24 protein-coding genes and 3 tRNA genes are annotated in these 25731 nt (G+C 42.0%); 10 read left to right on the top strand and 17 right to left on the bottom strand.

Annotation, left to right across the window (positions count from 1 at the left end; genetic code table 11):
- Nucleotides 1-3: 3 nt before the first annotated feature.
- Nucleotides 4-516 (bottom strand): NUDIX domain-containing protein, encoded by a 513-nt coding sequence (locus DVG78_RS07325; protein ID WP_114460448.1) that lies wholly within the window; start codon nucleotides 514-516, stop codon nucleotides 4-6.
- Between the two features lie 252 nt (nucleotides 517-768).
- Here DVG78_RS07325 and DVG78_RS07315 point away from each other — a divergent pair, with 252 nt between their 5' ends.
- Nucleotides 769-1554, top strand: a complete 786-nt coding sequence (locus tag DVG78_RS07315; protein WP_147277013.1) for a hypothetical protein — start codon at nucleotides 769-771, stop codon at nucleotides 1552-1554.
- Between the two features lie 35 nt (nucleotides 1555-1589).
- On the opposite strand, the gene DVG78_RS07310 is transcribed toward DVG78_RS07315, so the two are convergent.
- The 3 genes from DVG78_RS07310 to ligA form a co-directional block, all read right to left on the bottom strand.
- Nucleotides 1590-1928, bottom strand: a complete 339-nt coding sequence (locus DVG78_RS07310; RefSeq protein ID WP_114460621.1) for a nucleotide pyrophosphohydrolase — start codon at nucleotides 1926-1928, stop codon at nucleotides 1590-1592.
- 116 nt (nucleotides 1929-2044) lie between these two features.
- Nucleotides 2045-2578, bottom strand: a complete 534-nt coding sequence (gene pyrR, locus DVG78_RS07305; RefSeq protein ID WP_114460445.1) for a bifunctional pyr operon transcriptional regulator/uracil phosphoribosyltransferase PyrR — start codon at nucleotides 2576-2578, stop codon at nucleotides 2045-2047.
- Between the two features lie 90 nt (nucleotides 2579-2668).
- Nucleotides 2669-4774, bottom strand: a complete 2106-nt coding sequence (gene ligA, locus DVG78_RS07300) for an NAD-dependent DNA ligase LigA (RefSeq protein ID WP_114460444.1) — start codon at nucleotides 4772-4774, stop codon at nucleotides 2669-2671.
- Between the two features lie 113 nt (nucleotides 4775-4887).
- Between ligA and DVG78_RS07295 the strand changes: the two genes are divergently transcribed.
- Entirely contained in the window at nucleotides 4888-5796 is a 909-nt protein-coding gene (locus tag DVG78_RS07295; protein ID WP_114460443.1) for an MBL fold metallo-hydrolase, read from the top strand.
- 1 nt (nucleotide 5797) lies between these two features.
- Here DVG78_RS07295 and DVG78_RS07290 read toward each other — a convergent pair whose 3' ends face one another.
- From DVG78_RS07290 to DVG78_RS07265, 6 genes are all read right to left on the bottom strand, one after another.
- The gene (locus DVG78_RS07290) at nucleotides 5798-7006 is read right to left on the bottom strand and encodes an ABC transporter permease (RefSeq protein WP_114460442.1); all 1209 of its coding nucleotides are present in this window, start codon (nucleotides 7004-7006) and stop codon (nucleotides 5798-5800) included.
- 125 nt (nucleotides 7007-7131) lie between these two features.
- Nucleotides 7132-8622 carry a vanadium-dependent haloperoxidase gene (locus tag DVG78_RS07285; protein ID WP_114460441.1) on the bottom strand — a complete coding sequence of 497 codons (1491 nt, stop codon included), beginning with the start codon at nucleotides 8620-8622 and terminating at the stop codon, nucleotides 7132-7134.
- A 128-nt stretch (nucleotides 8623-8750) separates the two neighbouring features.
- Complete coding sequence (locus DVG78_RS07280) at nucleotides 8751-10163, bottom strand: glycoside hydrolase family 140 protein (RefSeq protein ID WP_199563216.1); 1413 nt, start codon at nucleotides 10161-10163, stop codon at nucleotides 8751-8753.
- Between the two features lie 57 nt (nucleotides 10164-10220).
- Nucleotides 10221-11873: a hypothetical protein gene (locus DVG78_RS07275; RefSeq protein ID WP_114460440.1), complete on the bottom strand. Its 1653-nt coding sequence runs from the start codon at nucleotides 11871-11873 to the stop codon at nucleotides 10221-10223.
- A gap of 333 nt (nucleotides 11874-12206) precedes the next feature.
- A tRNA-Pro gene (locus DVG78_RS07270) sits at nucleotides 12207-12280 on the bottom strand.
- Nucleotides 12281-12330: 50 nt separating this feature from the next.
- Nucleotides 12331-12702 carry a winged helix-turn-helix domain-containing protein gene (locus tag DVG78_RS07265; RefSeq protein WP_114460439.1) on the bottom strand — a complete coding sequence of 124 codons (372 nt, stop codon included), beginning with the start codon at nucleotides 12700-12702 and terminating at the stop codon, nucleotides 12331-12333.
- Nucleotides 12703-12865: 163 nt separating this feature from the next.
- Between DVG78_RS07265 and DVG78_RS07260 the strand changes: the two genes are divergently transcribed.
- The 3 genes from DVG78_RS07260 (at nucleotide 12866) to DVG78_RS07250 (ending at nucleotide 15361) form a co-directional block, all read left to right on the top strand.
- Nucleotides 12866-12937 (top strand) — tRNA-Glu (locus DVG78_RS07260).
- A 410-nt stretch (nucleotides 12938-13347) separates the two neighbouring features.
- Entirely contained in the window at nucleotides 13348-13914 is a 567-nt protein-coding gene (locus tag DVG78_RS07255; protein WP_114460438.1) for a hypothetical protein, read from the top strand.
- Between the two features lie 400 nt (nucleotides 13915-14314).
- Nucleotides 14315-15361, top strand: a complete 1047-nt coding sequence (locus DVG78_RS07250) for a DUF2971 domain-containing protein (RefSeq protein ID WP_114460437.1) — start codon at nucleotides 14315-14317, stop codon at nucleotides 15359-15361.
- Between the two features lie 498 nt (nucleotides 15362-15859).
- Here the strand turns inward: DVG78_RS07250 and DVG78_RS07245 are convergent, their stop codons facing one another.
- The 5 genes from DVG78_RS07245 to DVG78_RS07225 all read right to left on the bottom strand — a co-directional run bounded on the left by DVG78_RS07245 (nucleotide 15860) and on the right by DVG78_RS07225 (nucleotide 20189).
- On the bottom strand, nucleotides 15860-16669 hold the full coding sequence (locus tag DVG78_RS07245; RefSeq protein WP_158549984.1) for a DUF8464 domain-containing protein: 810 nt from the start codon (nucleotides 16667-16669) through the stop codon (nucleotides 15860-15862).
- 275 nt (nucleotides 16670-16944) lie between these two features.
- Nucleotides 16945-18375: a DNA primase family protein gene (locus tag DVG78_RS07240; protein ID WP_147277012.1), complete on the bottom strand. Its 1431-nt coding sequence runs from the start codon at nucleotides 18373-18375 to the stop codon at nucleotides 16945-16947.
- A gap of 91 nt (nucleotides 18376-18466) precedes the next feature.
- On the bottom strand, nucleotides 18467-18661 hold the full coding sequence (locus DVG78_RS07235) for a hypothetical protein (protein ID WP_147277011.1): 195 nt from the start codon (nucleotides 18659-18661) through the stop codon (nucleotides 18467-18469).
- A gap of 29 nt (nucleotides 18662-18690) precedes the next feature.
- Nucleotides 18691-19905: a site-specific integrase gene (locus DVG78_RS07230; RefSeq protein WP_114460433.1), complete on the bottom strand. Its 1215-nt coding sequence runs from the start codon at nucleotides 19903-19905 to the stop codon at nucleotides 18691-18693.
- Nucleotides 19906-19973: 68 nt separating this feature from the next.
- On the bottom strand, nucleotides 19974-20189 hold the full coding sequence (locus DVG78_RS07225; RefSeq protein WP_114460432.1) for a hypothetical protein: 216 nt from the start codon (nucleotides 20187-20189) through the stop codon (nucleotides 19974-19976).
- A 114-nt stretch (nucleotides 20190-20303) separates the two neighbouring features.
- On the opposite strand from DVG78_RS07225, the gene DVG78_RS07220 reads away from it, so the two are divergent.
- Genes DVG78_RS07220 through DVG78_RS07210 form a run of 3 tightly spaced genes read left to right on the top strand, consistent with a single transcriptional unit; the run spans nucleotide 20304 to nucleotide 21263 of the window.
- Nucleotides 20304-20729 carry a helix-turn-helix domain-containing protein gene (locus tag DVG78_RS07220; protein WP_114460431.1) on the top strand — a complete coding sequence of 142 codons (426 nt, stop codon included), beginning with the start codon at nucleotides 20304-20306 and terminating at the stop codon, nucleotides 20727-20729.
- Entirely contained in the window at nucleotides 20726-20935 is a 210-nt protein-coding gene (locus DVG78_RS07215) for a hypothetical protein (RefSeq protein ID WP_114460430.1), read from the top strand. The genes DVG78_RS07220 and DVG78_RS07215 overlap by 4 nt, the downstream gene beginning before the upstream one ends.
- Nucleotides 20928-21263, top strand: coding sequence for a type II toxin-antitoxin system RelE/ParE family toxin (locus DVG78_RS07210; RefSeq protein ID WP_114460429.1), 336 nt, complete (start codon nucleotides 20928-20930; stop codon nucleotides 21261-21263). The genes DVG78_RS07215 and DVG78_RS07210 overlap by 8 nt, the downstream gene beginning before the upstream one ends.
- 389 nt (nucleotides 21264-21652) lie before the next feature.
- On the opposite strand, the gene DVG78_RS07205 is transcribed toward DVG78_RS07210, so the two are convergent.
- Nucleotides 21653-23200, bottom strand: coding sequence for a sulfatase family protein (locus tag DVG78_RS07205; protein ID WP_114460428.1), 1548 nt, complete (start codon nucleotides 23198-23200; stop codon nucleotides 21653-21655).
- Nucleotides 23201-23241: 41 nt separating this feature from the next.
- Complete coding sequence (locus DVG78_RS07200; RefSeq protein WP_229598160.1) at nucleotides 23242-24024, bottom strand: sugar phosphate isomerase/epimerase family protein; 783 nt, start codon at nucleotides 24022-24024, stop codon at nucleotides 23242-23244.
- 225 nt (nucleotides 24025-24249) lie between these two features.
- On the opposite strand from DVG78_RS07200, the gene DVG78_RS07195 reads away from it, so the two are divergent.
- A tRNA-Ser gene (locus tag DVG78_RS07195) sits at nucleotides 24250-24336 on the top strand.
- Between the two features lie 370 nt (nucleotides 24337-24706).
- Nucleotides 24707-25720, top strand: coding sequence for an aldo/keto reductase (locus DVG78_RS07190; RefSeq protein WP_114460618.1), 1014 nt, complete (start codon nucleotides 24707-24709; stop codon nucleotides 25718-25720).
- Nucleotides 25721-25731 lie beyond the last annotated feature (11 nt).

Here is a 25731-nt window from a genome sequence, read left to right as displayed (position 1 = left end):
TGTTTAATTTTTGTTTTCGTCGGTTTCTATTTTTCTCTTCGCCAGCCATTCCTTCACGGCTATGCCCGTGCCAAACGGCCAAGGGCGCAGCTTTTGAATGGGCACCACTTTATAGGCTTGTAGCTCTTTTTCATCCATCCGAATCTCACCCGTTGCGCGTACGTGGTAAGCGATGATAAGCTCATTTCGTTTGAAGAAAGGATACACACCCACCTGCTCGACCATTTCGGCCTCTAGCCCTATTTCCTCTTTTACTTCGCGCAAGACTGCTTCTTCAGGCGACTCTCCCTTTTCCAAAAAACCGCTTACAATCCCGAACCATTCGGCAGGCCAACCTTTGTTCTGAATCAAAATGACGGTATCATTGTCGTACTCCACAATGGCCCCCACCACAGGCAGTGGGTTATCCCAATAAACATAGCCGCAGCGCTCTGAGCAAACCAAACGCTCTCGCTGGTTTAATTGGACGGGTTCAAGGGTCTTTCCGCACTTAGGACAAAATTGAAAGGATGACATGGCTTAAGATGTTAAAAATGGCCGTTGATTGATAAAAGACCAGATTTTAGAAATCAGGCACTTTTTTTGCTGCAATATATTAAGTTCGTTGTTCGAACGGTATTTTTTGAAATTAAATTGATTTTGATTCAAAAAAGTACCCAAACTGCGTATATAATTAAGTTGGCATTTTTTTTGCCGCATCTTTTCGTTACGCTCCAACTTCGTTATTATTGAATTGATATGTTTAATAAATCTACTATTTATTGGGGAATGCTTCTTTTATTAATGGGTTTGGGTACCTTCAAAGGCTGTCGTCCCAAAGGGAATGAAGTGCCCCCAGCCGTCGATTCAACCGCCATTTCTACCTGTATTTTACTTTCTGAACGTATCAATAACGTTTTGTATAGAGCCTATGAGTATGATTCAACCCGTAAACTTGTCAGGATGGTAGAATATACGACGGGCGGGGCCCATCAAATCACAAAACGGTATACGTTTGAATATAATAAAGACAACACCTTGATTCGCCTGCGGGAAACCAACCTGCAAACCCGCGACAGAAGTTATATTTATGAGCTAAACTACGATAATTCGACTACGTTGAGCAGTATTTATTCCTTCCGGGTTTTCAACTCCGGTCCCGTGATTGACGACACCTTAAAACTCGTATACAACAATGATAATCAGCGGGTTTCAGAAATGAAGTCCAATACGGGAGTCACCTCAAAATGGGAATATGACACCGCCGCCAATGTCAAAAAATGGTTCTTGAAGTATACTAATCGAACCACCGACAGCTTAGTGGCCGAATACGGAGACCATGATGATAAGGTGAATATTTACACTTTCTCGCAGGGGATGCAAATCCTCAACATGCTCAACGGACGCGCCCACAGCAAACGTAATCCATTGAATTATACGCTATTGAAAGAAAGTGTAGATGTTGCATATCAATACAATACGAAACGCGTTCCTACCCTAAGAATCCTAAAGGTCAAATCAAACAACAACCTTTTACGCGAAACGATCTATTCTTACGAACTTGATTGCAAATAATTGAAAGATATCGAAGGTAGAAAGTAAGAAATTCGTCATTCCCTTTCTGGTTTCAGCTTATCATTTTCGAGGTGACGGGTAGCGTCGCGTTTTGTCTTTTTTTCCAAGTTTTTCTGAAATGCTTCGGTTAAATCTATGCCCGTTTGATTGGCAAGACACATCAGCACCCACAGCACATCGGCCATTTCGTCGGCCAAATTCTTATCCAAATCCGACTTTTTGAACGATTGATCACCGTACGTTCGCGCCATGATGCGTGCCATTTCTCCTACTTCTTCGGTCAAAATGGCCAAGTTGGTCAGTTCGCTAAAATAGCGTACGCCGTAGGTTTTTATCCAGTTATCTACTTCCTGTTGGGCTTGTTCGATGGTCAATTTTGTCATGCTGTAAGCATCTAAAGCGGGTGAATAGGATGTCTTTCTACAAACATTATTATGGTACATTAGAAATACTTGGCCGCAAAAACGCCACCAAGGGAGTGCTTAGAGGCTTAATCTACCAACCAAATGCGGTCGGCTTCGTGGCCTTGTTCGCGCCATTCTACCTGCACGCGTTGGGTATCCAATGTATTGACTTTCATGCCCGTATAATCAGGCTCTACCGGAATTTCTCGGCTGTATTGACGGTCAATCAACACCAGCAACTCTACCTTGCGCGGACGCCCAAACGCTTGCATCGCGTCCAACGCGGCGCGGACCATGCGCCCCGTAGCCAGCACGTCATCAATCAGAATGACCTTTTTTCCTTCAATCACAAAATTGACTTTGGTGGCGTTGGGTTTCAATTGCTCGCGGCGGCGAAAATCATCCCGATAGAATGTAGCATCTAAATACCCCAACGGAATATTTTTGCCCGTAATGTTACGCAGTTCGGTGACGACCCGCTCGGCAAAGAAGATTCCGCGCGGCTGCAAGCCCAGCACCGCCGAATCAGCAAAATCTCCATGGTTTTCGATGAGTTGTTGACACAAACGACTGACCATGATTTCAAACAGTGGGCTGCTTAATATAAGACGTTGATTCATATTTTATGTGGGTTGATCTGACTGGCAATAGGGATGCAAGAATACACTTTTTTGTGGTGAATTTTGAAGAGAAAATAGTAAACTTTTTAATTAATCAACGGATAGCATCTCTAAAAACTCCTCCTCCGAAATCATTTTTACGTTCAATTTCGTCGCCTTATCAACTTTGGATGCGCCTGGTTTTTCGCCCACAATCAGAAAATTGAGTTTGGCCGATACCCCACTGAGCAATTTACCACCGTTGGCTTCAATTTTGGCTTCCAGTTGTTCGCGGGTCATCCCCGCAAAAGTACCTGTGTACAAAAAGCTTTTACCTTCCAATGCGTTGGATTCGGCCACTACGGGTACATCATCGGTTTCAAATTGTAGACCCGCCGCCCTTAAACGACTGATATAATCGCGGTTAGACTCCTCCGCAAAATAATCTACGATGCTTTGGGCAATTTTTCCACCGATTTCGGGCACGTTACACAGGGCTTCAAAATCTGCCGCCATCAGCGCGTCAATGTTACGAAAGTAGGCTGCCAGTTTTTCGGCCACCGTTGCGCCCACAAACCGAATCCCGATGCCAAAAAGCACCTGTTTGAAAGGCGCTTGCTTTGACTGCTCAATGCCTTTTAGGATATTTTCGACCGTTTTTTCTTTAAATCCATTTTTTTTGGTTTTACCCGTTTCTTCGTCCGTGATGACCTTCTCCAAGCCGAAGAGTTTTTCGTAGGTCAAATCATACAAATCAGCGGGGGTTTGCACAAGGTTTTTGTCAAACAACAATTCTATTTTTCCTTCACCCAAGCTATCGATGTTGAGGGCTTTGCGGTGAATAAAATGCTCTACTTTACCGCGCAACTGCGGCGGGCAACCGCGCTCATTGGGACAGTAATGGTTGGCTTCGGTTTCTTTTCGCACCAATTCGGTACCACATTCAGGGCAGTGCGTAGGGTAAATAATGGGAGACAACAGGCGGTTCGAGCGGGCGTCTACATCCACTCCCGTGATTTTGGGGATAATTTCACCGCCTTTTTCCACAAAAACCACGTCGTTGAGCATCAAACCCAAGCGTTCTATTTCGTTGGCGTTGTGCAGCGAGGCGCGTTTTACCCGTGTTCCCGACAATTGTAGGCCTTTGCCGTCGCCGTTGAGATTGTCCAAATTGGCTACGGGCGTGAGCGCCCCCGTACGGCCCACTTGATACGAAACTGATTTCAACACGCCTGCTTTATTTTCGGCTTTGTATTTAAACGAAATAGCCCAACGCGGACTTTTGGCCGTGAAGCCAAGCTCCCGCTGCTGCGCCATCGAATTTACTTTAATCACAATCCCGTCCGTCGCCAATGGCAACGTGTGTCGCTTAGTTTCCCATTCGTGAATGTAGGCCAGTACTTCATCAATATCCGCGCATTTTCGCCAGCCCGGCGACACGTTGAAGCCCCATGTTTTCAGCGTCAATAGGCTTTCTTCGTGGGTCTCGAAAACAGCTTCGTCTGACATAAAGGCGTACAAATAACAATCCAATCCTCGCCGCGCCGACTCCGCCGAATCCTGCAATTTAAACGCCCCCGATGCCGCATTGCGCGGGTTGGCGTAGGTGGGTTCGTCGGCCGCTTCTAAGTCTTTGTTGAGTTTCTCAAACGACGAAATCGGCATAAAACCCTCGCCACGCACCTCAAAATTTGTAGGAAAACCAAGCTTTCCCTCGCTTCTCACTCCTGAATCCTCGCTTCTTATTTTCAACGGCAGGGTCTTAATCGTCCGAACATTGCTCGTAATATCATCTCCTCTGGTACCGTCGCCGCGCGTCACGGCCCGCTTCAACACGCCGTTTTCGTAGGTCATGCTGAGCGAAATACCGTCAAATTTCAACTCACAAATGTATTCGTAGGCTTCGCCGTAAAGGCCCTTCCGCACGCGCTCATCAAAGTCTCGCAAATCCTGCTCGTTGTAGGTATTTCCCAACGAAAGCATCGGAAAACGGTGCGTCACGGTCTCAAAATTCTTCGTAATTCCCCCTCCTACCCGCAACGAAGGAGAATCTTCACGGCGTAAATCGGGATAGGTATTTTCCAGCTCGGCCAGCTCTTTCAGGAGTATATCAAACTCATAATCACTGATTTCCGAGACACTGTCTTGGTAATATCGGTGATTATAATGATTCAGCAAATCGGTAAGCTCATTGATGCGTTCGGCAGGATTTTGCATAGGACGGGTTGTAAGCAGGTCTTTTGGTACTCGCGAAGTTAGGGAAGCTTATTTTTCAAACAAAGGAAGATTTATCTAAATTCGTTCGAAAATAAATTCCTCTCCCTATCATTATGCGCCTTCTCATCATCTTTCTCTTCTTCTCCGCTCTCGTCCATGCTCAGTCGCCTTACGTTTTGGTATTGGGCGTAACGCAAGATGGCGGCTATCCGCAGGCAGGATGCAACACGCCCAACTGCCTAGACGCGTGGGAAGGACGTCGCCCGCCGCTGTACGTAACGAGTCTGGCGATTGTAGACCCGCTGACCAAACAGCGTTGGTTGATTGACGCCACCCCCGATTTCAAATACCAATTGCAATTGCTCAAAACCAACACTCAGAATACTTCCAACGAAATAGCGGGGATTTTTCTGACCCACGCCCACATCGGGCATTATACGGGCTTGATGCACCTGGGACGGGAGGCTTTGGGAGCTAAAAACGTAAAAGTCTACGCCATGCCGATCATGCAGAGATTTCTGGAAAACAACGGCCCGTGGAGTCAGTTGGTGAGTTTGAAAAACATTGACATTCACCCCATGACCGACAGTACCACAATTGTGCTGAACGAGCGCATCAGCATTCAGCCCTTCACCGTGCCGCACCGCGCCGAATATTCAGAAACCGTAGGATTTCGTATTCAAACCGAACGTAAAACATTTGTTTATATTCCCGACATCGACAAGTGGAATCTGTGGAAAAACGACCTGAAAGACGTCGTTAAAGCCGCCGATTATGCCTTTATTGATGCCACGTTCTTTGCCGATGGCGAAATACCACGCCCCATGAGCGAAGTACCGCATCCGTTTGTGTCTGAAACCATGAAATTGTTGGAAAAATTACCCAAAATTGAAAAACAAAAAGTCTACTTTACCCATTTCAACCATACGAATCCATTGCTCAGGCCCGAAACGAAGGAGTTTATTCAAACCGCCAAAGAAGGCTACAAAGTAGCGGTGCAGGGGCAAGTGATTGAATTGTAGTTTACCCCATTTCAGCGGCGCGCTTGGCGGGCAAAAACGACACGATGATGGTGACCGAAATGACCAAAAAAGCTGTAATAACGAAGTCTTCCCACACCATTTTGACGGGGTAGGCATCCACCAACGAACTCACCATTCCCATCGAAACCAAGCCGTAGGTTTGCTGCGCCCAACACACAATCACGCCCAAAATCAACCCCACCGCCGCGCCAGAAAAAGCCACCAATGCTCCTTCAAACAGAAAGATGCGCTTGACCATGCTACTTGTTGCACCCATCGCAAAAAGCATTTTGATGTCGTCGCGCTTTTCGATGACGAGCATAGAAAGCGAGAAGAAAATATTGACCGCCGCCACCAACACAATCAAACCCAAGGTAACGGTCACAAACAGTTTTTCGAGGCGAATAGCGCGTAACAAATCGGCATTTTGCTCGTCGCGGGTACGAATCACAAACGTATCTCCCAAGCTTTTTTCCAAGTCACTTTTGATCGCGTCGGCGTCGGTATTGGGTTGTAGTTGAAGTTCAAACGACGAGCGTTGCGCGCCATAGCCGAACAGCTCGGCCGCAAAATCCAGCGGTACAATCACATAATCGTCAAACCGCAGTTCGAGCATATACACGCCACCCACCCGAATGATTTGCTGATTGAAGGCGTCGGGGGAGTTGAGGTTGAGCGAACGGGTATCTGAGCGAGGGTACCAAAGCTCCAGGGGTGTTAGAATATCGTTGGGATTGATGCTCAACAATTGCTGCACCGTGGCCCCCACCACAGCTTTGGGCTCTCCGTCGGCCATGACTTGCACGGTTCCGTAAACCAGCGCCGTATCCAGTTGATGCCGTTGTTCGTAAGTAGAATCCACACCTTTGAGCTTGACCACCACGCGGCGGTCGCCGTAGCGCGCCAAGGCATTGTCTTCAATGACCTGCGTAGCAAATTTCACACCTTTTGTTTGCTTGATTTTTGTCAAAAGTGCGGGCGTAACGTCGATGCGTTTTCCTTTGGCGGGGGTAATTTTTAGGTCTGGGTCAAAACTCCGAAACAGTTGCCGATTGAGTTCTTCCATACCGTTGAAGACCGACAACACAATCACGAGCGCCATCGTACCCACGCCTACGCCCAACATCGAAATATTGGAAATAAGGCTGATAAAGCTTTTTTTCTTCTTGGAACTGAAGTAACGACGGGCAATAAAAAAGGGGAAATTCATGCAGCAACAGGTAAGGCCAAAACCCAAATTGTTTGCTTCAAAAGTAGTACATCCCTGGCCTAATTCAAAAAATTACTTCGATGACTTACACTAAGTCATCGAAGTAACAAAACGAGGTTAAAACGCTAGGCTTTTACGGGACCTTTTCCTCCGCCTTTTCCGTAAATGGACTTGGCAATATTTAGTCCCAATGGCACACCACCAATATTTTGGGTAAAATCAGGGTTTCCATCTTCGTCCACGGCAAACGCATCAAATATCCAGTGAACGCCTAAATAAACCCGCGAACGGCCATTTTCTTCGATCATCTGCCATAGCCCCCCAGAAAATTTCCGGACATGGCGAGGACGTATAGTACCTTTGTTATCAGTATTGACCCCGTTCATTTCTTCCGACACAAACGTCATATCATCAAACAATGTATCTGGTGTTGTATTTTCAGCATCAATTTCATAAAACATGCGGGTCATGTGCAACGCTGCCGCGCCAAAGGTAGCGTGGCCGGAAGGATACGCCGGAAAAGGAGGCGTAAAGTTTTTGGGGATTCCATTACTCCCGGAAATTTGCTGACAGGGATAAGCCGAAGAATGTTCCTGCGGTTTGTTCATAGCATTGGTACTCGGAGCACCAAAAGGCAACCATTCCGGATCGGTATCGTTCAAAATATCATCATCGCCCACGGCCGCTCCCGGCCCCATAGACGGGTCATGCTCCCGAATTCCCAACACCGGACGCCAGAAATCGTGCTTGTATTTTTGTTCCCAAGCCAATATTCCGGCATCCGCCATGGCCACATTCACCAAGGCAAAAAGCCGCACATCGGAGGCTTCGGCCTCTTCTTCCGGTTTGCCGTCATTTTTCTTTATTGACACTTCTCTTACAATCTGATTGTACAAACGGGGCGGCGTTCCCAATCCAACAGCCCCATCGTAGCCCCAGTAGATTCCGATGATGGTTTCATCCACTTTTCGTTTGGAAATACCGGCGGGAAGAGTCCCCATCAACTCGGGAGCAATTCCTTTCCCCTTTACTTCTTTCAGTGCTTGAGTGTATGATGCCGTACCGGGTTGCGGAGGTGCATCTAACTCATACCGATCGGAAGAGAAACATTTTGAATTTTTACCGTAAAAAGGCGCGTGATAGCCCTGCTTTGGATTGTCAGGGTCAGGGCGGTGGCGCCCTCGGTCATTGAATGACGAGTAGCCTAAGTCGCTTGCGTCAGGGTCACTTTTTCGTTCTTCCCATAATAATCCAGCTAACTTTACTCCATAATCCCGACCTTCGATAAGTCCATTCCCAGTCAAACCTGCTTGCTGGTATTTTCCATCAAAAAAACTTTTCTGACTCGGAAACAGCTTTCCTAACATAAAATGGGCGGCGGCCGCCACGGCAGCCTGATACGAAGCTCCAGCAGGTGCAATACCCGCACCGGCCTGATACATTGGGTGAGTGGCAATGTTATTTATAACACCAGCATAGGCATCATACATGGCCAAATGAACCATAGCGAGCGCTCTTGAGCTTAACGTTGGCCCCGTTTGCTCTTGCTTACCATTGGTATGACTCACCCGGTTGGCTTCCAGCGCGACTTCATTCCAATAAAGGATAGAATTCATAATGATTTTTGGTTGAGGATTTATGGAAAAATTACCTCAACAAAGGTGAGAAATAAGACCCACTTCCAATACAGTATAAATACCCCTTTTGTCAGAGTACTTATACGGTAATCACCTCATATACATCACTATTTTTTCATAATCTTCGACAATCCAACTCCCGCCCACGGCTTTGTGACATCGTCAATTACCAGCACCCAGTCGCAGGTGGGACAACTTACAGGCGTTTTAAATTCCTTGACGCCGTCGTTTTTATAATCACCAATGAGGGTAGTGACGCCATCGCGGGGGTTGAACCAGTAGGCCATTAATTGGGGCGCTTGGAGTTTTGCTAAATCAATTTTCAAGGGTTTACCCGTGGGGGTATAGGCAAATACAAAATCTTTGTTTTCGCCCCAAGCCGCCATTTGATAGCTGGCATCGTCGGGGTTATCGCCTTTCAGCAGCGATTGCTCCGGAATTAATTGATTCCAAGGATGTGATTCATAAAGTTTACGCAGATAGCCCATTTGCCAAGCTCCCTCACTATCAACTGCCCTTCGCCAGTGGGTACGCGCCACAGAGACGGATTTGTTGCGATTTGGGTCAAAAAACTGCCATACATTGTGGTTGCCATAAGTATGTCCGCACCCACCAGCCAGCATGGCCCACCACGCCGCCTGTCGGGCGTCGTGCGCATTAAAATAATCCAGTTCGGGTTTCCAGTTGATGGGATGGTCTTCGTAGCGCGGCTCTCCGTCGAGGGTGGGTTTTACGGGAAACAACTGATAATTCTGGCGTTGCATCACGTAGTTTTTGGCATTACGCGCCGAATGTCCCGACTGATACATGTTGAAATTCAGCCAATTGTCTTTGTGGAAAAATGCTGCCGAATTACTGTTACCCACGGGGTGATACGTCATGAGCTGTGTGCCGCCGTTGCCCGCCCGAACCCCTTCGGCCATGGCCCGAATGATGGCGTAATGTTGTTCCGTTTCGGGGCTTCTATCCCCGCCCAATATCCAAATGACGGGCTTACCCTTGTAACGTCTGCCTAACCATTCACCATAAATACGGGCGTTTTCAGGGGTAAATACTTCTGGGCCTATGCCCCATTTTTTATTAAATTTATCGCCCCAAGTGGGCAACAAGCCCGTCACCAATCCTAGTGAAGCGGCCTTATTGATGACATAATCTACGTGCTGAAAATACAGTTCATTGGGTTTCGTGGGGTCATTATTTTTGAGCGGCAACTGACCGTATTGGTTAGGCTGGGTCAAGCCATCAAACTCCGCCAAAGCCACCGCTTGAATGACCGTAAATCCCTGTTCAGCACGACGTTTTAAATAAAAATCCGTCTCTTCTTTTGTCAACCGATGAAAAAGTTCCCAAGCCGTATCTCCCAACCAGAAAAACGGTTTTCCATCTCCACGCGTAATGGTCCGTTTATCGGGCATGATATATAATTTAGACCATTGGGCCTGCTTCGGAGCAGGCTGGGCCCGCAGAAACGAAATCGAAAGCAACAAAAAGACCATCCAAAGTGTCAGGGATCTCATCATTTACTGGTTTTGAAGTAGCTAAGGTAATTACTCTTGCGATGATAAGGATGCATAACGTCACTGGCCAGTGTTAACCTTTACACCTCGGAACATAAACGGATTATCGCTGATTCTCAGCACCTTCCCGCTAGCAGTTGTTATATCCCTAAGAATGACCTCTTTCGCTATGACATAGGGAAATTTTTCTTGGTAGGAATTATCCGTCATTTGCGGATTGAAATTGGCGAAAATAGCAGGTCCTTGGTAATTTTCTGGATGACGCGAGTCATCGATACGGAGATTTTCAATGGTAATTCGTTCTGGCATATAGGAGGTGTAGCCAAAATCATGCTGACCTGAATAGGAGCCACTTATCAGGGCGGCACTGATGGGTCTGCCGTCTGCTGGCACGAAGATACAATTGCGGATGATCAACTCTCCCTGCCATGTACTGCCATAGTCGGGACGCAAGTTGACAATGCTCCTGCCGCGAATGGTGGAATTCTCCACTGTTAAAAGTCCGCTGCCGATGGCATTGATTCCCATGTGTCCAAGCGTCGAGTTGCGGATGGTGGCATTGGCAACACCCTGGTGGGCATCAAACCGGGAAAGAATACAATGATCGTAAAGAAGATTTTTACAGAAGTTAGAGCCCAGAATGCCCCAGTAGGTATTGTCGTTGATGTCATTGGTCTGGCTGCAATTCACGAAAGATACGTTAAGGGCACGGTTGACCGATAGGTCGTAAGAGCCCATAGAAACAGGCTTACCCGCTGCGCCAATGGTACTGTAGGTCCGATGACCTGTCAAAATGGTATTTTTTACCGTTACATAGGAGCATTCACCGATGTTAATGAAGCCTCCGTAGGGCGCACCGTGGTCTTCTTCGCCTTTTATATGGTGCTGTAGTCCTTCTAAAAGCACATTGGAGCGCCTGATGGAGATGTTTCGATTATAATAGGTATACTTTGATTCGGCTTTATTGGCAATGGTAGTAAAACGTCCCCCGGTGATCTTGAGTGGTGTCTCGTCAATGGGCAGGGCCGTAATGTCCGTAATTTGGTCAAAATCCCAGATAATCGGGGCGTTCATATCTATGTTGCCGTTTTTGTCAACGACAAAGATATCGGTCTGGGAAGAGCCGTTGTTTTGGTTAAGCCCAAACCGGATGTATTGTTTTACGTTGGAGTTTATGACCGTAATTAAGCAGGGCCCAGGCAAAGGCACATCAATTTTTTTTTGGTTCCTCTTAAGGGAAGATATCGCTTCCAGTTTGAACGGTTTGAGAGCTGAACTTATAGTAAAAACAGCCGCATTGCGATTTTGCACCTCAGTGTCGTCAATAATGAAGGCCGCCGTGCCAAAATCAGTGTCGGTTTGGATGACCGCTGTGCGCTCCTTCCCTCCAACGTAATAGGTGACTCCATCGTCGGCTTTCACCAAAAGGCCATGCAGGTTGGCAAAAGCATGGGTCGCCGCGATAGCGTCTATATCATCGGCTTTACCATCGCCTCTAGCACCGAAATCACTATAACGAACCAATTTAGCGGCTTTAAATTTAACAATATCTTTTGGTGATACGTTTACCTGCAATTCACCTTTTTCGTTGGTAAATACCTGCGTTTTTTTCTTTTGAGAGGTGATCACTACATTTTCAAGTGAGCTTTTATTCTGTCCGTGTGTTACAAATCCACAGATTAAAAAGAGGAATATAAGAAGCGTATACTTCATCATAAGAGTTAGCTTAGTCGCCATTTATTGCAGAAAAGTAGGTGAGATGCCGAGGCCTTTACTTTGTGGGTAAAGTTATAAAAAAAATGGGCGTGATTTTTTTGCCTTCTTCCAGAATTTTGTTTGACCTGTACATTAACAACATAAACCTAGAAAAATCTAACGCTTTCCACAAACTTTAGTCTTGCCCCTCGAAAAGCCTGATTCTTTAGTGTTATCAATAACCTTGTTATCTTGTTGCAAGTAGAATAACTACAGGCTTTGTGGTGCACTTTGCTTTGCACCACAAAATAAAAGGGAGTCACGATTTAACGTAACTCCCTGGCAATCAAGTCGGGATAGCGGGATTTGAACCCACGACCCCTTGCCCCCCAGACAAGTACACTACCTGGCTGTGCTATATCCCGATTCGTGGGTGCAAAAGTAGAAAATTTTATTTAAGTGTCAAGAGAAAAATTCAATCCATGTTAAGTTGTTTTGTCTCTTCTTCCAAAAAAAACTGAAACCGCTGTCTCAACCGATGGTAAAAGGCAATCAGCTCCCGAGCTTCTTTCGTAATAACAGCCCCTCCCCCTTTTTCGCCTCCAGTCTGAGTCAGCACCAAAGGGCTGCTTGATTGAGCATTGAGCGAGTTGACCATCTCCCACGCTTTTTTGTATGACATTCCCATTTGCTTGGCCGCTCGATTAATTGAACCCATTTCATCAATGTATTCCAAAAGCTCAACTCTACCTGGCCCTAAGAACCGCTCTTCGACACTTTCTATCCACAAACTTCCCTTTACGCTAAAATTAAGGTCTTTCAATAAATGTTTTATCGACGTTTCCATACATATAAAAACTATTTCAAAAATATTTTCTATTCAAAAGTACTGATTATCAGCGCTAGAAAATATTTATTCAAAAAAATATTCACTCAACTGTTGACACTGTCAAAAATAAACGTACCTTTGCACCACGTTTCACCCACGCAGCGAATATATGGAACCAGTCGGCCCATTCGTCTAGCGGTTAGGACACGACCCTTTCACGGTTGAAACAGGGGTTCGATTCCCCTATGGGTCACAAAATCGCTCTGCGGAAACGCTAAAAGCCTCAAAACCAAGTGTTTTGGGGCTTTTTACTTTTTAGCCCTCCCCAAAACGTACTGTAAAATTTTATAAAAACGTACTGTGATTTTAGTTGACTCAGCAACTACCCAAAAATAGGGTAGACTTTCATTAATACAACTTTTAAAGCTGTATGGCTTTTTTGGATGGTTCTCAATTCCAAGAGTTTAAAACGGTATTATTTTCAAAAACTGTACTTTTACATACCCAAATGACCAATTTTCGGGAGTTTACATCTCTTTAAAATTGCATCAATAAAGTACACAATTGTACTTTATTGATTTTCGATAACCATACAACAAAGCCAAGCTGTATTAACAAGCTAAAGGTTCGGTTCGTATTTTTATGATTTGTAAATAATTTTTTATGACGAAAGAATTGATAAATGAGTTCAAAGATGTTGTTAATGAAAATTATGGTATCTACCTTGATTGCTTAATGTGTTTTTTAATTACCTTAAATGACTTTGAGGAAAAGATAGAACGGTATGCAAAAAAAATCGGGTACACATTTGTAAATCAAGATAAAATTCCTTTTTCCCATTATTCTCCAACAAGAGATAAATATCTGCATACAGAAACGCACGGAGAATTCAAGAGCAGAATGTCTAAAGGAGGAAAGAATTACAATTTTGTTGGGAATACCTTTATTATATCAGTTTATGCTTTTTGGGAAGACCATTACAGACAAAAGATTGCTTCTAGCATGGGAAAGAAAAAGAACGAACTTAAAGAACCAATAATGGGAGACATTAGGTTAATAAGGAATTCTTTAGTGCACCACAAAGCAATTGCACTTAAAGAAATAGAAGAATGTGAGGTCTTGCAGATTTTCAAGGAAGGGGACACTATATGTTTTTCAGATGAACAAATCTTTGAAATAGTTGAGCACATCAATAATTATATGGATAAACTATTAAGTTCAATTGAATAAATAAAACTGTGTATAACAGCGGTTTTGCGTCTGCTGGGCTGACGTACAAAAGTCAAGTTTTATGATTCCTTTAAAATTCAATTAATTAACAGCATTGTGCTCTCAAATTCGACCGAATGCAAAGCCCACAAACGCTAAAAACTTTCACCATAACCCTCTGACCACAATCAACATTCAATCATGTTTTAGGCATTTCAAAAAGATATACACTTGCCCAAACCATTAGGTTTTGTGCATATTAGATTTGACAAATAAAATATATTTTATTTTAATAGTTAAAAAAACAAAGTAGCAGAAAAAAAATTAACTTTTGCTTTAGTTATGGTCAAATAAAATCCTAATTTCCAAACTGTATAAAAATGTAGACATTAGTGGTAAAATATTTAAAATCAATCTCAAAATGAAGGTATATAAATACAGAGGAGTCGAAAGTGATATATTTAAAAGAGATTTAAAAACTTTTAAAAAAAATCAGTTCTTTGCACCAAAATTTGAAATGTTAAATGACCCCTTTGAAGCTAATTTCAAAGAAAATTTATCCAATTTATTCGACTTGTTAAACAGTTTTGTGTCCATAGGTATAAAAGAATTGAAACAGCAATTACAAGAAGTAATAGATTACAAACATAAACTTGGAATTTTATCCCTTTCAAAAACCTGTTATAGTGAACAAATGTGGGCATATTATGCTAGCTCGCATAAGGGTTATTGTATTGAATATGATTTAGAAAAGTTAAAAGTCAAAACAAAAGACTCTGACTATTCAAACCAATTGGAGATTAGTTATACTGACGATATTCCAACTTTAGGCATTGAAGACCTTGATAACAACTTGATGCTCCAAAAAATGTACGGAATTAAAAAAGAAAAATGGAAACACGAGCAAGAAATTCGATTGATTTTTAATAGCTCTTCACTAAAAAATCACCATGAATCAGCAATAACAGGAGTTTATTTTGGCTATCTTGCCAGCAAACGTCTTATTGAAGTTTTCAAGGAAGCATTTAAAGACAGAGACATTAAATTTTACCAAATAACCGTAAATACACATAAGAATCAATTAGAAGAAAAATTGCATTTTGAATTTCAAAAACAACGAAAGTTTGACATATCAAAATATGATTTCGAAATCTTAAAATATCAGAATAGTACTAGTTTAGATAATTATTACATCTATTTAAAAGATACTCTCAACAAAAACGATTTAAAAAAATTTGTATTTGCCTTTCGAGAGCGGTTTTGCTATAAGCCAAACAATATTAATATTTTCAATACCGATAAAATTTCAGATTTGATTGGAGTCTATCCACTCAAGGGAGCGGACTATATTCGATATGCTGATGCTTTCATTGCAGCTGCTTACTTTAGCCCTGAAGATTTTATACACGAATACCCATATAAAGATTTTTATTACAAAGAACAACTAGATGAAATTTCAAAATTTTAGCTTGCCGCTAACAGAAGTTTCTCAAAAGTGGGTTTAACACACCAGTATTAAGCTGATAGCAGTAATTTAACATTTTTAATTTATCAGGGCTGTAGAATATATCAGCTTGCAGTAATCTCCAAACATTACATTCGCTCCCTCAACTCCCTACGCCGATACGCCTTTTGGCAATTATGTGAACAAAAAGCAGTATCTACCCTACGGGCTTCAAAGTTTACCTTACAGTAAAGGCACTCCTTTTCATAAAACATTCCTATTTCGTAGTACTCACCATAGGAGGAACTATAATGACGTTTGTTCTTCTTAACGCTCAAAAAATCATAGTTTCGGTTGCTTTTCTTCTTTTCCATTTGTCCGAGTTATATCTGATTTACTTACGGTTTATTGTTGGTTTAAAGGTGGCCTAAACAGCCATTTTGACTGGTTTTCTGCCATCATTTCTGCCTATTTTTCTGCCTCCCTACGCGCGTGTGCATTTGCACGCGCGTAGGGATACGGCTACGGCCTCAAAAAACACTTCGTCAAATAATCGTTTACGTCTTTGTAGGGTTTATACAACTCCCTGCAATCCGTTACGTTTATCCCTGCCATCGCTAGGGATTTCATTCCCGTTTCACCTCCGTTGTCGTTATCAAGGTAGCCATACACCGTTTGATACGTTTTAAGCAAAGAGATAGAGGTTTGGATATTGGAAATAGAGTTGAAAACGATAACATCACAATCGGGTTCTTTGCCCTGCCAAACGATATATGAAAGAAAATCAATAAAGCCCTCAAAAATCAACGCTGTTGAATTATCTACCCCTTTGATAGTTGTGATTGTCTTCGGATGCGTTGATAGCGGTAAATAGACGTTTCTAAGTTCAAAGCCTCCTAAATCGTTTTCAAAACTAACCGCAAACTGATTTTTGCCGTTGGCTCTAAAATAACACTCCTTGACGTACTTGGTAGCAATGGCAAACGGAATGCCCCGTACATTGCCCAAATACGCTATCAAGGCTTTATTTTCCAGTGCCTTTACTTTCTGTACTTCAATCCCAGATTTTTCATTGCAGGGCTTTATTTGGCCGCTAAAAGAAAAAGAACGGGTTATTCCGTCGAACGCTTCTAGTAATTGAACGGCTTTGGCAAAATCACAGGCTTTTAAGCGACGTACCAACGTGATTACGTCACCGCCTTTGTCGTTAGTCGTAAAGTCCTTAAAAACGTTTCTCTGAGGGTTTACAAAAAATGAAGGTGTATTTTCATCTTTGAAGGGTGAATAATAAAGCAATTGCCCGTTTTGCTCTTTTACAGGTTCAATGCCCATACTCGAAAGATAGGCTGTTATAGGTATAGTCTTTAGACGTTGTATTACTTCGTTTGGTATCATTTCTTCTTTTCTTTTTAGCGGCTTAAAACATTAAATTGTACAAATTACCCTTCGCGTAAAACTCAAAAAAACCTTTATTACCCCAAACTGTCACTTTCGTCACTATCGTCACTTTTTAGTTTTTGTCCGAGTGACGGAAGTGACAAAAGTGACAGTGTTCTATAAATCTTTACTTTTTTGCATTTTCGCGCGAAGTTTTGACTGTCAATTATTTACGTTAAATCGTTGTATTTTTTACAGAATACCACTTTACCAACATTTCTTTTATCAATTCTGAATCCTTTCTTTTCAAGTCTTTCTTGAAAATGCTTTAAATTAAGAGCCCTATAACCTGAATTAGTACAATATTTTGAGAAGTCACCATACATTTCTGCCAATTTGATAACGCTTTTTGCATCTGGTGTATAGTCTCCTTCAAGTAGGAATTGAAAGACACTATCGGACTCGTTTCTGTACTTATTAAGAATATTAGCCGTATGTTCACTATCAGTAAATTTGGCATTGGCTACTATTCGGTTTAATCCTTTCAGAATCCAGTTAAAAACGCCTGATAATTCTGAATTGATTATCTTTTTGGGTAATTGGCTATCCCGTTCATTTTCGGGAATAGTTACCTCAAAAGGAATGATTAGAAAGCGCCTAAAATATGCGTCAGTATGTTCTACTTCTTTCGGCAGCTCATTACAATTAAACATTAGTTTGGCGTAGTCATTCATAATAAAGGGCTGTTTATAAAGGGGTTTTGCATCAACGGGTTCACCACTGACCAACAGTTTGAAAATATCACTTTGCAAACCTGATTTTATCTCACTGCCATAGTTTAAAAGTTTATTGGCTAAATTGGCGCGATAAGCTTCATTCGACAGACTTTGCAGAGAGTAGTTTGTTACGTTCTGAGTGCCTAAAATGGCGTTCATCACCTCAAAAAATACAGACTTTCCGTTTGCACCTGACCCATAAAGCAACAGGGCTTTTTCAAGTTTAAGATGCTTTACAAATACATAACCCATATATTCAGCCAAAATATCCTGCAATCCAGTATCTGGAAGCACTTTATTCAAGTAGGTCATAAACAAAGGACATTCGGCCTTTTGGTCATAATTGAACGGTAACTGATAGGTGATAAAATCACTTTTTTTGAAGTCTCTTAACTTTTGATTTTTGGCGTTTATTTCAAATGTACCGTTTAAGAGATTGATTAAAACGGAGTCCTTAGGTTTAAGTACTTCCTTCAATCTGGCTGACGATATGAATTGCTTGAATAATTTTTCTTTGAAATCATAAAAACGAGCATTGTACCTGTCAATGCCCATTTTTTCAGCGACTTTACCAAGTAAGTCTTTTAGGTCTTCATCATTGGACAATTGCCAAAATGAACCATTATAAACATAGATACTACCTTGATATTTAGAGATGTCATACCCTGCACCATTCGCGATTTTAATCAAATGCTCAACGCATATAATCAAATGGTGCTTTTGACCTATTTTTTTTGCTTCGTCATCTACAAAATCTTTCCCTGCTAGTTTTCGGAAATTTACCTTTGAGATAAGGTTTATTATCCGTTCAAATATTTGAAAGTTTTCAGCAAATCCCACTCTTGCAACTTGCTTATTGTCAGGAATATCAGTAATTTTACTCATGCTTTTAAAGTTTTGGCCTGATTGGGGAATCAGGTATTTTGAAAGATTTTTATCATTAGAAAAAGACCTACCGTTTGGCAGGTCTTTTTTGTTATTCACCTAATAATTTATCAGCCATTCTGACCATTTTAGCAGTTAGGAATTCTGTGATTTCCATCTGAATCCTAAATCGCTCTATAATGTCAAAATGCACGTTTATGACCTTATCAAATAATGGTTCGGGTAATTCTGTTTTGAGTTCGGTATAAAGTCCGTCCAGTGCCTTTATTTGGGGTATCTGTAGCATTGAATTTTGCATAGTTGTATCTGTTAGGATTAAGGTATGAGTTTTGTCCAGGCTTCATTTACCGCGTTGATAGTAGTTTCATCGTGGTATTTGGCGTAATGCTTTAGGAGTGTACTTGTATTGGTGTGGCCGGTTGCATTTTTTAGAATGTCCGTTGGCACGCCCAAATTTGCCAAAAGCGTAGAAAACGTTGAACGACCGATACGAGTAGTAAGCAGAAAACGTTTAAACTTCATTTGTGCCTGTATCACTTTTAGCCGGTCGTTGGCATCCTGTGGAAGTTCAGTAGGTAACAGGAAACCCGTTTTTTTACAATGCTCGGAATACATTTCAAGTATTTTCAAAGCAGGCGGCGGTAGTGGTACTACACGCCCTTTACCGTTCTTGGTTCGGGGTTGTCTCAGTACCGTTATTGAATCGGAAAGTTTTTCTAAATGTATGGGTCGTAACACCCTCAAATCGGAATGATTCAGCCCTGAATAGCAGGAAAAAACGAAAGCCCAACGCACTTTATCAGTAGTAGGGTCTAAGTTTTCTAATTGCTCAATTTGCCGTAATTCCGTAATGTTAAGGGCTTTAATATTTCGTTCTACAGGCTCTGCTTTGTAGGATTCAAATACATTTCTTTCCGTCCAACCATTCATAACAGCAAACCGTAAAACCCGTTTCATAAAGCCTAAATCTTTGTTTATGACTTCTTTCCCGTACTTCTTTTGAGTTTTCAAGAAGGTTTTATACTCTGTACAAATGATTGGCTGTAGTTGGTCTAACGGTAGATAATGCGTTTTGTACTTTCGGGTCAAAAATTCAGCGGTATTGATTCTGCGTACTGCAAAACGTCCAAAGGTTATTTTACTGATTAATCCACTTGTCAGTTCATCTTTACGGCTTTCGATATACGCATCAATACAGCCCAATAAATTGGGGATGTCGTTTGTCCAGTCCCTTTTATTGGTTACATAGTCAAGCAACATATTTGCATTGATACTTTGCCGTTTAGCTTTGAACGTGTAATAGATTTCGTTCAAATCGGTTTCTATCTGCCTGACAAGTGCAGTCTTTTGGTCATTGGGAATAATCGTACGGGTTGCGTTATGCCATCGCTCACCGTCTTCTATCTTTATCCCTATACTCCGATAGTTGCTTTCTTTTCCCCCAAATTTGACCGCCATGTGTAGGTGGTTTACCCTTGTCTTAAAATAGGGTTTAGGGTTGGCAGATACTTTTTTTCTTAAATTTGCCATAGTTTTACAATTATTGCCTGATTGTGAAATAGTTAAGCCCTACTACCGCGCCAACGGTGTAGGGTTTTTTAAAAAAGGTCTGTTAAGGGTAAATCAAAGTATTTAGTAAGGTTTACGGCTTCATCATAAGTAGGTCGTTTTTTCCCTTTTACCAATTGCCAAAAACGTTTGGGGTTAATTTCGATACGTTCATAAAAACGTTCATCGGGCTTGAATTTCAATGCAGTACGTTCCTCATACTCATTGACTATTTTTTGTAAAGTGGTTTGAGTGACTAGTTCCATAATCTTTAAAAACGTTTGTTTGATTGCAAATAAAGATTAAACGATTGTTATATACAATCATTTAATCTAAAATATTATTCAATCCGATTTCTATTTTGTTTTAATTTTGTATGTATGGAAGTCTTTGATAGAATTGCACAAATCCGTAATGAGAAAAATCTATCTCAATACGACATGGCTGAACGGTTAAATATTGGTCAATCTGCCTATTTTCAGATAGAAAAGGGGAAAACGGCACTGACAGTAAGTCGATTATACCAGATAGCTGAAATTCTTGGTGTTAGTGTTTCGGTATTGTTGGGAGAAAAAATAGGAGACAATGCTTCTAGTGACTCTGAATACATAAAAACACTGGAAAAGAAGTATGAGATAATGCACAGTGTTTTAGGTATTTTGACCGATGACCACAACAAAATGATTGATATTCATAATGAGGAAGATAAAACCAACAAAAGACTATCAGCCATAGAATCTAAAGTAAATGAACTGATTACGTCACAACGTGAGTTAATAGAATTAATAAAAAAACAAATGCCATGAGCACAGCACAAGGTTTTTATGAAGTGTACAAGGCTTTACCCAAGAAGGTACAGCAGGAAGTGAAGCGACTCATTGAAAGTGAAGAAACAATTGATATTTCACTTTCAGCTTTGAACGAAAGCATCGAACAAGTGAAGTTATTAAAAAAAGGTAAAGCCGAAACGCGGCCATTATCTGAACTTATAACTGAACTTAAAAATGGCTAAGGTAAGAACCTTTTCAAGTTTCGACCGTAAAGTAAAACGACTCATAAAAAAACATTCTAGCCTCATAGACGAAATTGTAAGTTTAGGGGAAGCTTTATCCCAAAATCCGACACAGGGACAAAGTTTAGGTGCAGGGCTGTATAAAGTCAGAATGGCAAGCGAAAGTAAGGGAAAGGGCAAAAGTGGAGGCTTTAGAGTGATTACCTATTTTGTAGATGAATCGGCCAATGACCAAACTGTTTATTTGGTCACCATCTATGATAAATCGGAGCAAAGTACAATGGACAAAAAAGAACTTCTTAAACTTGTCACTAGTGAACTAGGCTGATTAACTACTACAATTTACAGTACATTTCACAGTACGTTAAATCTAGTGTACTAAATTTTGAATAACGTACTGATAAACAGATACTTATATTTATTTTAAGGATAATATTCAGAATGTACATATTCAAAAAACAGTACGTTTTACAGTACGCTGTTTAGATTTTAGTCTGTAAGTACCTGATAATCAATAAAGGGTTCGATTCCCCTATGGGTCACAAAATCGCTCTGCGGAAACGCTAAAAGCCTCAAAACCAAGTGTTTTGGGGCTTTTTACTTTTTAGCCCTTTTGCAAAATGGGGCACAAGCCGAAAAATCGCAAACTCATTTTTTCCAAAAATATCATCCCAGCATTTCACAAAACCTGTCTCGCACTTCTAACTTAGAGAAAGTTTACTTTTTTGCGCCGTTTCGGGTATAACCGTTTTGTTGTTGTTGTTTTAATAAAGCACGCAGATTGGCCGCGATTTTCGGGTAAGTGTCCATTAAATTATTGGTTTCAGCTGAATCTTTTTCAAGGTCATACAGTTGAGCGGACAAGGCAGGGTTTCTATCATTCGTTGGCCCTTTTGACCAGCCACCACTGCCCGCGCCGTCAATATATTTCCACTTTCCCGACCGAATGGCAAACATTCCATCAATTGAATGATGAATAATACTGGGCCGTACCGGCTTTTTGGTGGGTGAGGTTGTCAGGAGTTTGGAGAAATCAAAACTGTCTTGGCCTGCATTTGCGGGTAGCGTCTGGCTGGTGAGAGAAGCAAAAGTAGCCATCAAATCGGTGAGGCAGAGGGTATGGTCAAGGGTACGGGTTTTATGGATTGCTTGGGGCCAACTGACCAGAAAAGGAATCCGATGACCGCCTTCCCAAACATCCGATTTTTGACCTCGGTACCCATAGTTTGCCCGATGCTTGGGGAATTTTTCCTTGTCACTGGGCTTCCAGTCTGCTCCGTTGTCGGAAGTGAAGATGACAAGGGTGTTTTCTTTTAACCCCAACGCTTCCAGTTTCGCCAACACCTCTCCAACCACAAAATCGGTATGCATCACAAAATCTCCGTAAATACCCGCGTTGGATTTGGCCCGAAACTCCTTTGACGGAACCCAAGGGGTATGAGGGCTCGTCAGTGGCAAATACAGAAAAAAGGGCTTTTTCTGCTTACTCATTTCGGTCATGTATTGCTGCGCTTTTTGTCCCAAAATATCCAACGTATTTTCTACTTTAAAGCCTTTACCTGCGGGGCCCGTTCTCCAAAACACGCCCCTCGGTTCGTTATTTCCCGCCAATTCCACGATTTCTCGTTCGGTGGGTTTGCCATTTTCGAGGTAGAGATAAGGCGGTATATCCAAAGAAGACGGAATAATATAGCTGTAATTAAACCCCAAATCCTTGGGTCCTTGTATCAAATCCGCCTGAATATTCAGGCCATTGCCCGTGGGCCACACATCGGGCTCTGAGCGAGGCGGTGGCATTGCACCATTTTGAAGAGGCCACTCAAGCCCCAAATGCCATTTACCAATCACGGCGGTTTGATAACCCGCATTCTTGAGCAAATCGGCAATGGTAAGTCGTTCGTTTTCAATCAATGGTGGAGAAAAGCCCCCCAAGACTCCTTTCTTTAAAGGCGACCGAAAAGCGTAGCGGCCCGTCAAAAGCCCATAACGAGTTGGTGAGCAAACCGACGAGCTCGAATGAGCATCGGTAAACCGAAGGCCTGTCTGACTCAATTGGTTAAGATGAGGTGTCGGTATCTGCGAATCAGGGTTGTAACACTGCAAATCACCATAGCCCAAATCGTCGGCCAAAATAACAATGATGTTTGGTAGAGCAAAGGTTGGTTTCTCCCCTCTGTTGATTTTATTACCCGAAAAGTAAGACCTAAAACCCAAAAGGCCTATCAAAGCCCAAATGCTAATAAAAAGGCTATTGCTGAATTTCATCTTGAAACTAGGAGGTTAAAAGTGAATGATTTTAGCCTATGTCAGGCCTCTGCCCAAGTCCGACGGGCAAATGTTACGCTTTCTTGGATGCCTTCTTTTCCTTTGTTGGCCCACTCTTCCAAACAAAGCCATCCGTCAAAATTTTTGGATTTTAGGTAGCTAAATATCTCCCCAAAAGGTACGATTCCTGTCCCTAGCGCAACGGGTTGCAATTGTCCAAATGTGGCGGTTTCGGCTACATGAATGGTCAATACTTTATCAAAAACGGCGTCGAGGATTTCAATGGTATCTGCGTACCCTGCGGCTAAAATATTGGCGGTATCAAAATTAATCCGGACCGACGTTTCGCGTAGGCCTTCGGCAATCTGCAAAAAAATGGCGGGAGGATGGCTAAAGTCGATATACTCCCACGCGCCGGGCTTGGCGTGGTTTTCGTACACGAGCCTGATGCCGTATTTGTCGGCCACGGGAGCTGCCTTTTTTAGGTATTCGATGGCCCACCGTATGCCCTCATCCTCGCGGGTATTGGGATGCGCCTGCCCGGCGGTTACGCGTACGAATTTTGCCCCCAAGGCGGAGGCCAACGCGATGTCGTGCACCAAAAAATCAAACTCTCTCTCCCGCTGCAAATGCTCCGAATGCGTAAAATCGGGGTAAGTCGTAATCATTATTAGCGGAATACCTTCTTCGGCAATCTCATTTTTTAGCTGAGCAATGTACTTGGGTGTGTGATTTTTAATTAAAGTACTACCCAAATCAAAACCGTCAAGGCCCAGATTTTTGCAAAGTCGGGCATATTCTGGTATGGTCATTTCATTATTCATGATAGCCGCGAATAATGACACCGATAAGCAGCTCATTTTCATTCCAATACGTTCATTAAAAAAGTGAATTCTACAAAGAAATCCATTTCACCCGCCTAAATACTCATTAAACCATAAATCATTTGCTTTCAGTAGTGCCGCTTCTTTTCGTAGATACCCTTAAATTCTGTCGGTAATAGTTGTGTGTCCGCCTACTTTGGATTAGTTTTGCAGCCTGAAATAAACAGAGAGGTGTCCGAGTGGTTGAAGGAGCACGCCTGGAAAGTGTGTATACGGGCAACCGTATCGAGAGTTCGAATCTCTTTCTCTCTGCCCAATTCGTTCATTTTTAGCAACTTACAAGAAATCATTCGCATTTCCGAAAGCCCTAAAATCAATTTTAGGGCTTTTTTGTTTGCTTCTCCCTCATTCATTCACTAGGCTATTTTACTAGATTTACCTTGCTGCTACCGTTTGATAACTTTTCACATAAATAAAGTAGCATCTATTTGGAGAGTTGGTGGCAGCCCTAACCGACCGCGGGGCAAACAAGAACTGACTGAATTTTCAAAAATCCAATCACATCTAAAATTTAAACATTAAAATAGTAACCTCTCATTTGGATACAACATCGCCTGATTTAGATACTTTTTTCAGAAACCATAGTTTGACCTTTGCCAAGAATATTAAAAGCAAACATTTTATGAGCAACATTAAAGAAGTAAAATTAGGAAGTCAGGGATTAGTAGTTCCTGCAATCGGTCTTGGTTGTATGGGCATGACCACAGGTTTCGGAGGAGACATCTATGGAAAAGCAGATGAAAAAGAAGCAATTGCTACCATTCATCGTTCATTAGAGTTGGGCGGTAAGTTCTTGGATACGGCAGATATATATGGTCCTTTTCTTAACGAAACGCTGATTGCAAAAGCCATCGATGGCAACAGAGAAAAATATATTATAGCCACAAAATTTGGTTTTGAAATCGACGATAACGGACAAGCTAACTGGGCTGCTATAAATGGCAGTAAAAGTTATGTAAAAAAAGCTGTAGAGCGTTCATTAAAAAATTTGGGTACAGATTATATCGATTTGTATTATCTGCATCGATTGGACACTAATACACCAATTGAAGAAACTGTAGAAGCAATGGGCGAATTGGTAAAAGAAGGGAAAGTAAAATATATCGGACTTTCGGAAGTAAGTTCTGAAACTATCAGAAAAGCACACCAAGTTCACCCGCTTACGGCAGTGCAGTCCGAATATTCATTGTTTGAAAGACAAATTGAAGAATTGGGCATTTTGGATACGCTGAAAGACTTAGGTATCAGTCTAATTGCCTATTCACCAGTTGGAAGAGGGTTTTTAAATGGTGAAATACAAAAGCCACAAGATTTTAGAGAAAATGATTTCCGAAAATTTATACCCAAATTTCAAGGTGAGCAATTTTACAAAAATGTAGAGTTGGTAAATGAAATTAAAAAAGTAGCAGCTGAAAAAAATATCACTTCCGCACAATTGGCCATTGCCTGGGTTGTTGCAAAAGGGCACACGCCAATTCCGGGCACAAAACGTGTGAAATATGTGGAAGAAAATATAGCAGCAGCAGGCATTTCGTTAACGCAAGAAGATTTGAACCAATTGGAAAAAATCATTCCATTGGGAACAGATAATGGTGCAAGATATGACGCAGCATCAATGAAAGGTGTTAATTTATAACATTCAAAATA

The organism is Runella aurantiaca (genome assembly GCF_003339505.1).
Taxonomy (GTDB): Bacteria; Bacteroidota; Bacteroidia; order Cytophagales; family Spirosomataceae; genus Runella; species Runella aurantiaca.
This window is presented reverse-complemented; position numbering and strand designations above follow the sequence as displayed.

Bases quoted from the DNA above. Each gene is read 5' to 3' on its own strand.
- DVG78_RS07235 (WP_147277011.1), bottom strand. From the start codon at position 18,661: ATGCTACAGATACCCCAAATAAAGGCACTGGACGGACTTTATACCGAA.
- DVG78_RS07200 (WP_229598160.1), bottom strand. From the start codon at position 24,024: ATGAATAATGAAATGACCATACCAGAATATGCCCGACTTTGCAAAAAT.
- DVG78_RS07215 (WP_114460430.1), top strand. From the start codon at position 20,726: ATGAGCACAGCACAAGGTTTTTATGAAGTGTACAAGGCTTTACCCAAG.
- DVG78_RS07240 (WP_147277012.1), bottom strand. From the start codon at position 18,375: ATGAGTAAAATTACTGATATTCCTGACAATAAGCAAGTTGCAAGAGTG.
- DVG78_RS07205 (WP_114460428.1), bottom strand. From the start codon at position 23,200: ATGAAATTCAGCAATAGCCTTTTTATTAGCATTTGGGCTTTGATAGGC.
- DVG78_RS07285 (WP_114460441.1), bottom strand. From the start codon at position 8,622: ATGAATTCTATCCTTTATTGGAATGAAGTCGCGCTGGAAGCCAACCGG.
- pyrR (WP_114460445.1), bottom strand. From the start codon at position 2,578: ATGAATCAACGTCTTATATTAAGCAGCCCACTGTTTGAAATCATGGTC.
- DVG78_RS07325 (WP_114460448.1), bottom strand. From the start codon at position 516: ATGTCATCCTTTCAATTTTGTCCTAAGTGCGGAAAGACCCTTGAACCC.
- ligA (WP_114460444.1), bottom strand. From the start codon at position 4,774: ATGCAAAATCCTGCCGAACGCATCAATGAGCTTACCGATTTGCTGAAT.
- DVG78_RS07210 (WP_114460429.1), top strand. From the start codon at position 20,928: ATGGCTAAGGTAAGAACCTTTTCAAGTTTCGACCGTAAAGTAAAACGA.
- DVG78_RS07275 (WP_114460440.1), bottom strand. From the start codon at position 11,873: ATGAAGTATACGCTTCTTATATTCCTCTTTTTAATCTGTGGATTTGTA.
- DVG78_RS07225 (WP_114460432.1), bottom strand. From the start codon at position 20,189: ATGGAACTAGTCACTCAAACCACTTTACAAAAAATAGTCAATGAGTAT.
- DVG78_RS07190 (WP_114460618.1), top strand. From the start codon at position 24,707: ATGAGCAACATTAAAGAAGTAAAATTAGGAAGTCAGGGATTAGTAGTT.
- DVG78_RS07220 (WP_114460431.1), top strand. From the start codon at position 20,304: ATGGAAGTCTTTGATAGAATTGCACAAATCCGTAATGAGAAAAATCTA.
- DVG78_RS07245 (WP_158549984.1), bottom strand. From the start codon at position 16,669: ATGGGCATTGAACCTGTAAAAGAGCAAAACGGGCAATTGCTTTATTAT.
- DVG78_RS07295 (WP_114460443.1), top strand. From the start codon at position 4,888: ATGCGCCTTCTCATCATCTTTCTCTTCTTCTCCGCTCTCGTCCATGCT.
- DVG78_RS07230 (WP_114460433.1), bottom strand. From the start codon at position 19,905: ATGGCAAATTTAAGAAAAAAAGTATCTGCCAACCCTAAACCCTATTTT.
- DVG78_RS07280 (WP_199563216.1), bottom strand. From the start codon at position 10,163: ATGATGAGATCCCTGACACTTTGGATGGTCTTTTTGTTGCTTTCGATT.
- DVG78_RS07250 (WP_114460437.1), top strand. From the start codon at position 14,315: ATGAAGGTATATAAATACAGAGGAGTCGAAAGTGATATATTTAAAAGA.
- DVG78_RS07265 (WP_114460439.1), bottom strand. From the start codon at position 12,702: ATGGAAACGTCGATAAAACATTTATTGAAAGACCTTAATTTTAGCGTA.
- DVG78_RS07315 (WP_147277013.1), top strand. From the start codon at position 769: ATGCTTCTTTTATTAATGGGTTTGGGTACCTTCAAAGGCTGTCGTCCC.
- DVG78_RS07290 (WP_114460442.1), bottom strand. From the start codon at position 7,006: ATGAATTTCCCCTTTTTTATTGCCCGTCGTTACTTCAGTTCCAAGAAG.
- DVG78_RS07255 (WP_114460438.1), top strand. From the start codon at position 13,348: ATGACGAAAGAATTGATAAATGAGTTCAAAGATGTTGTTAATGAAAAT.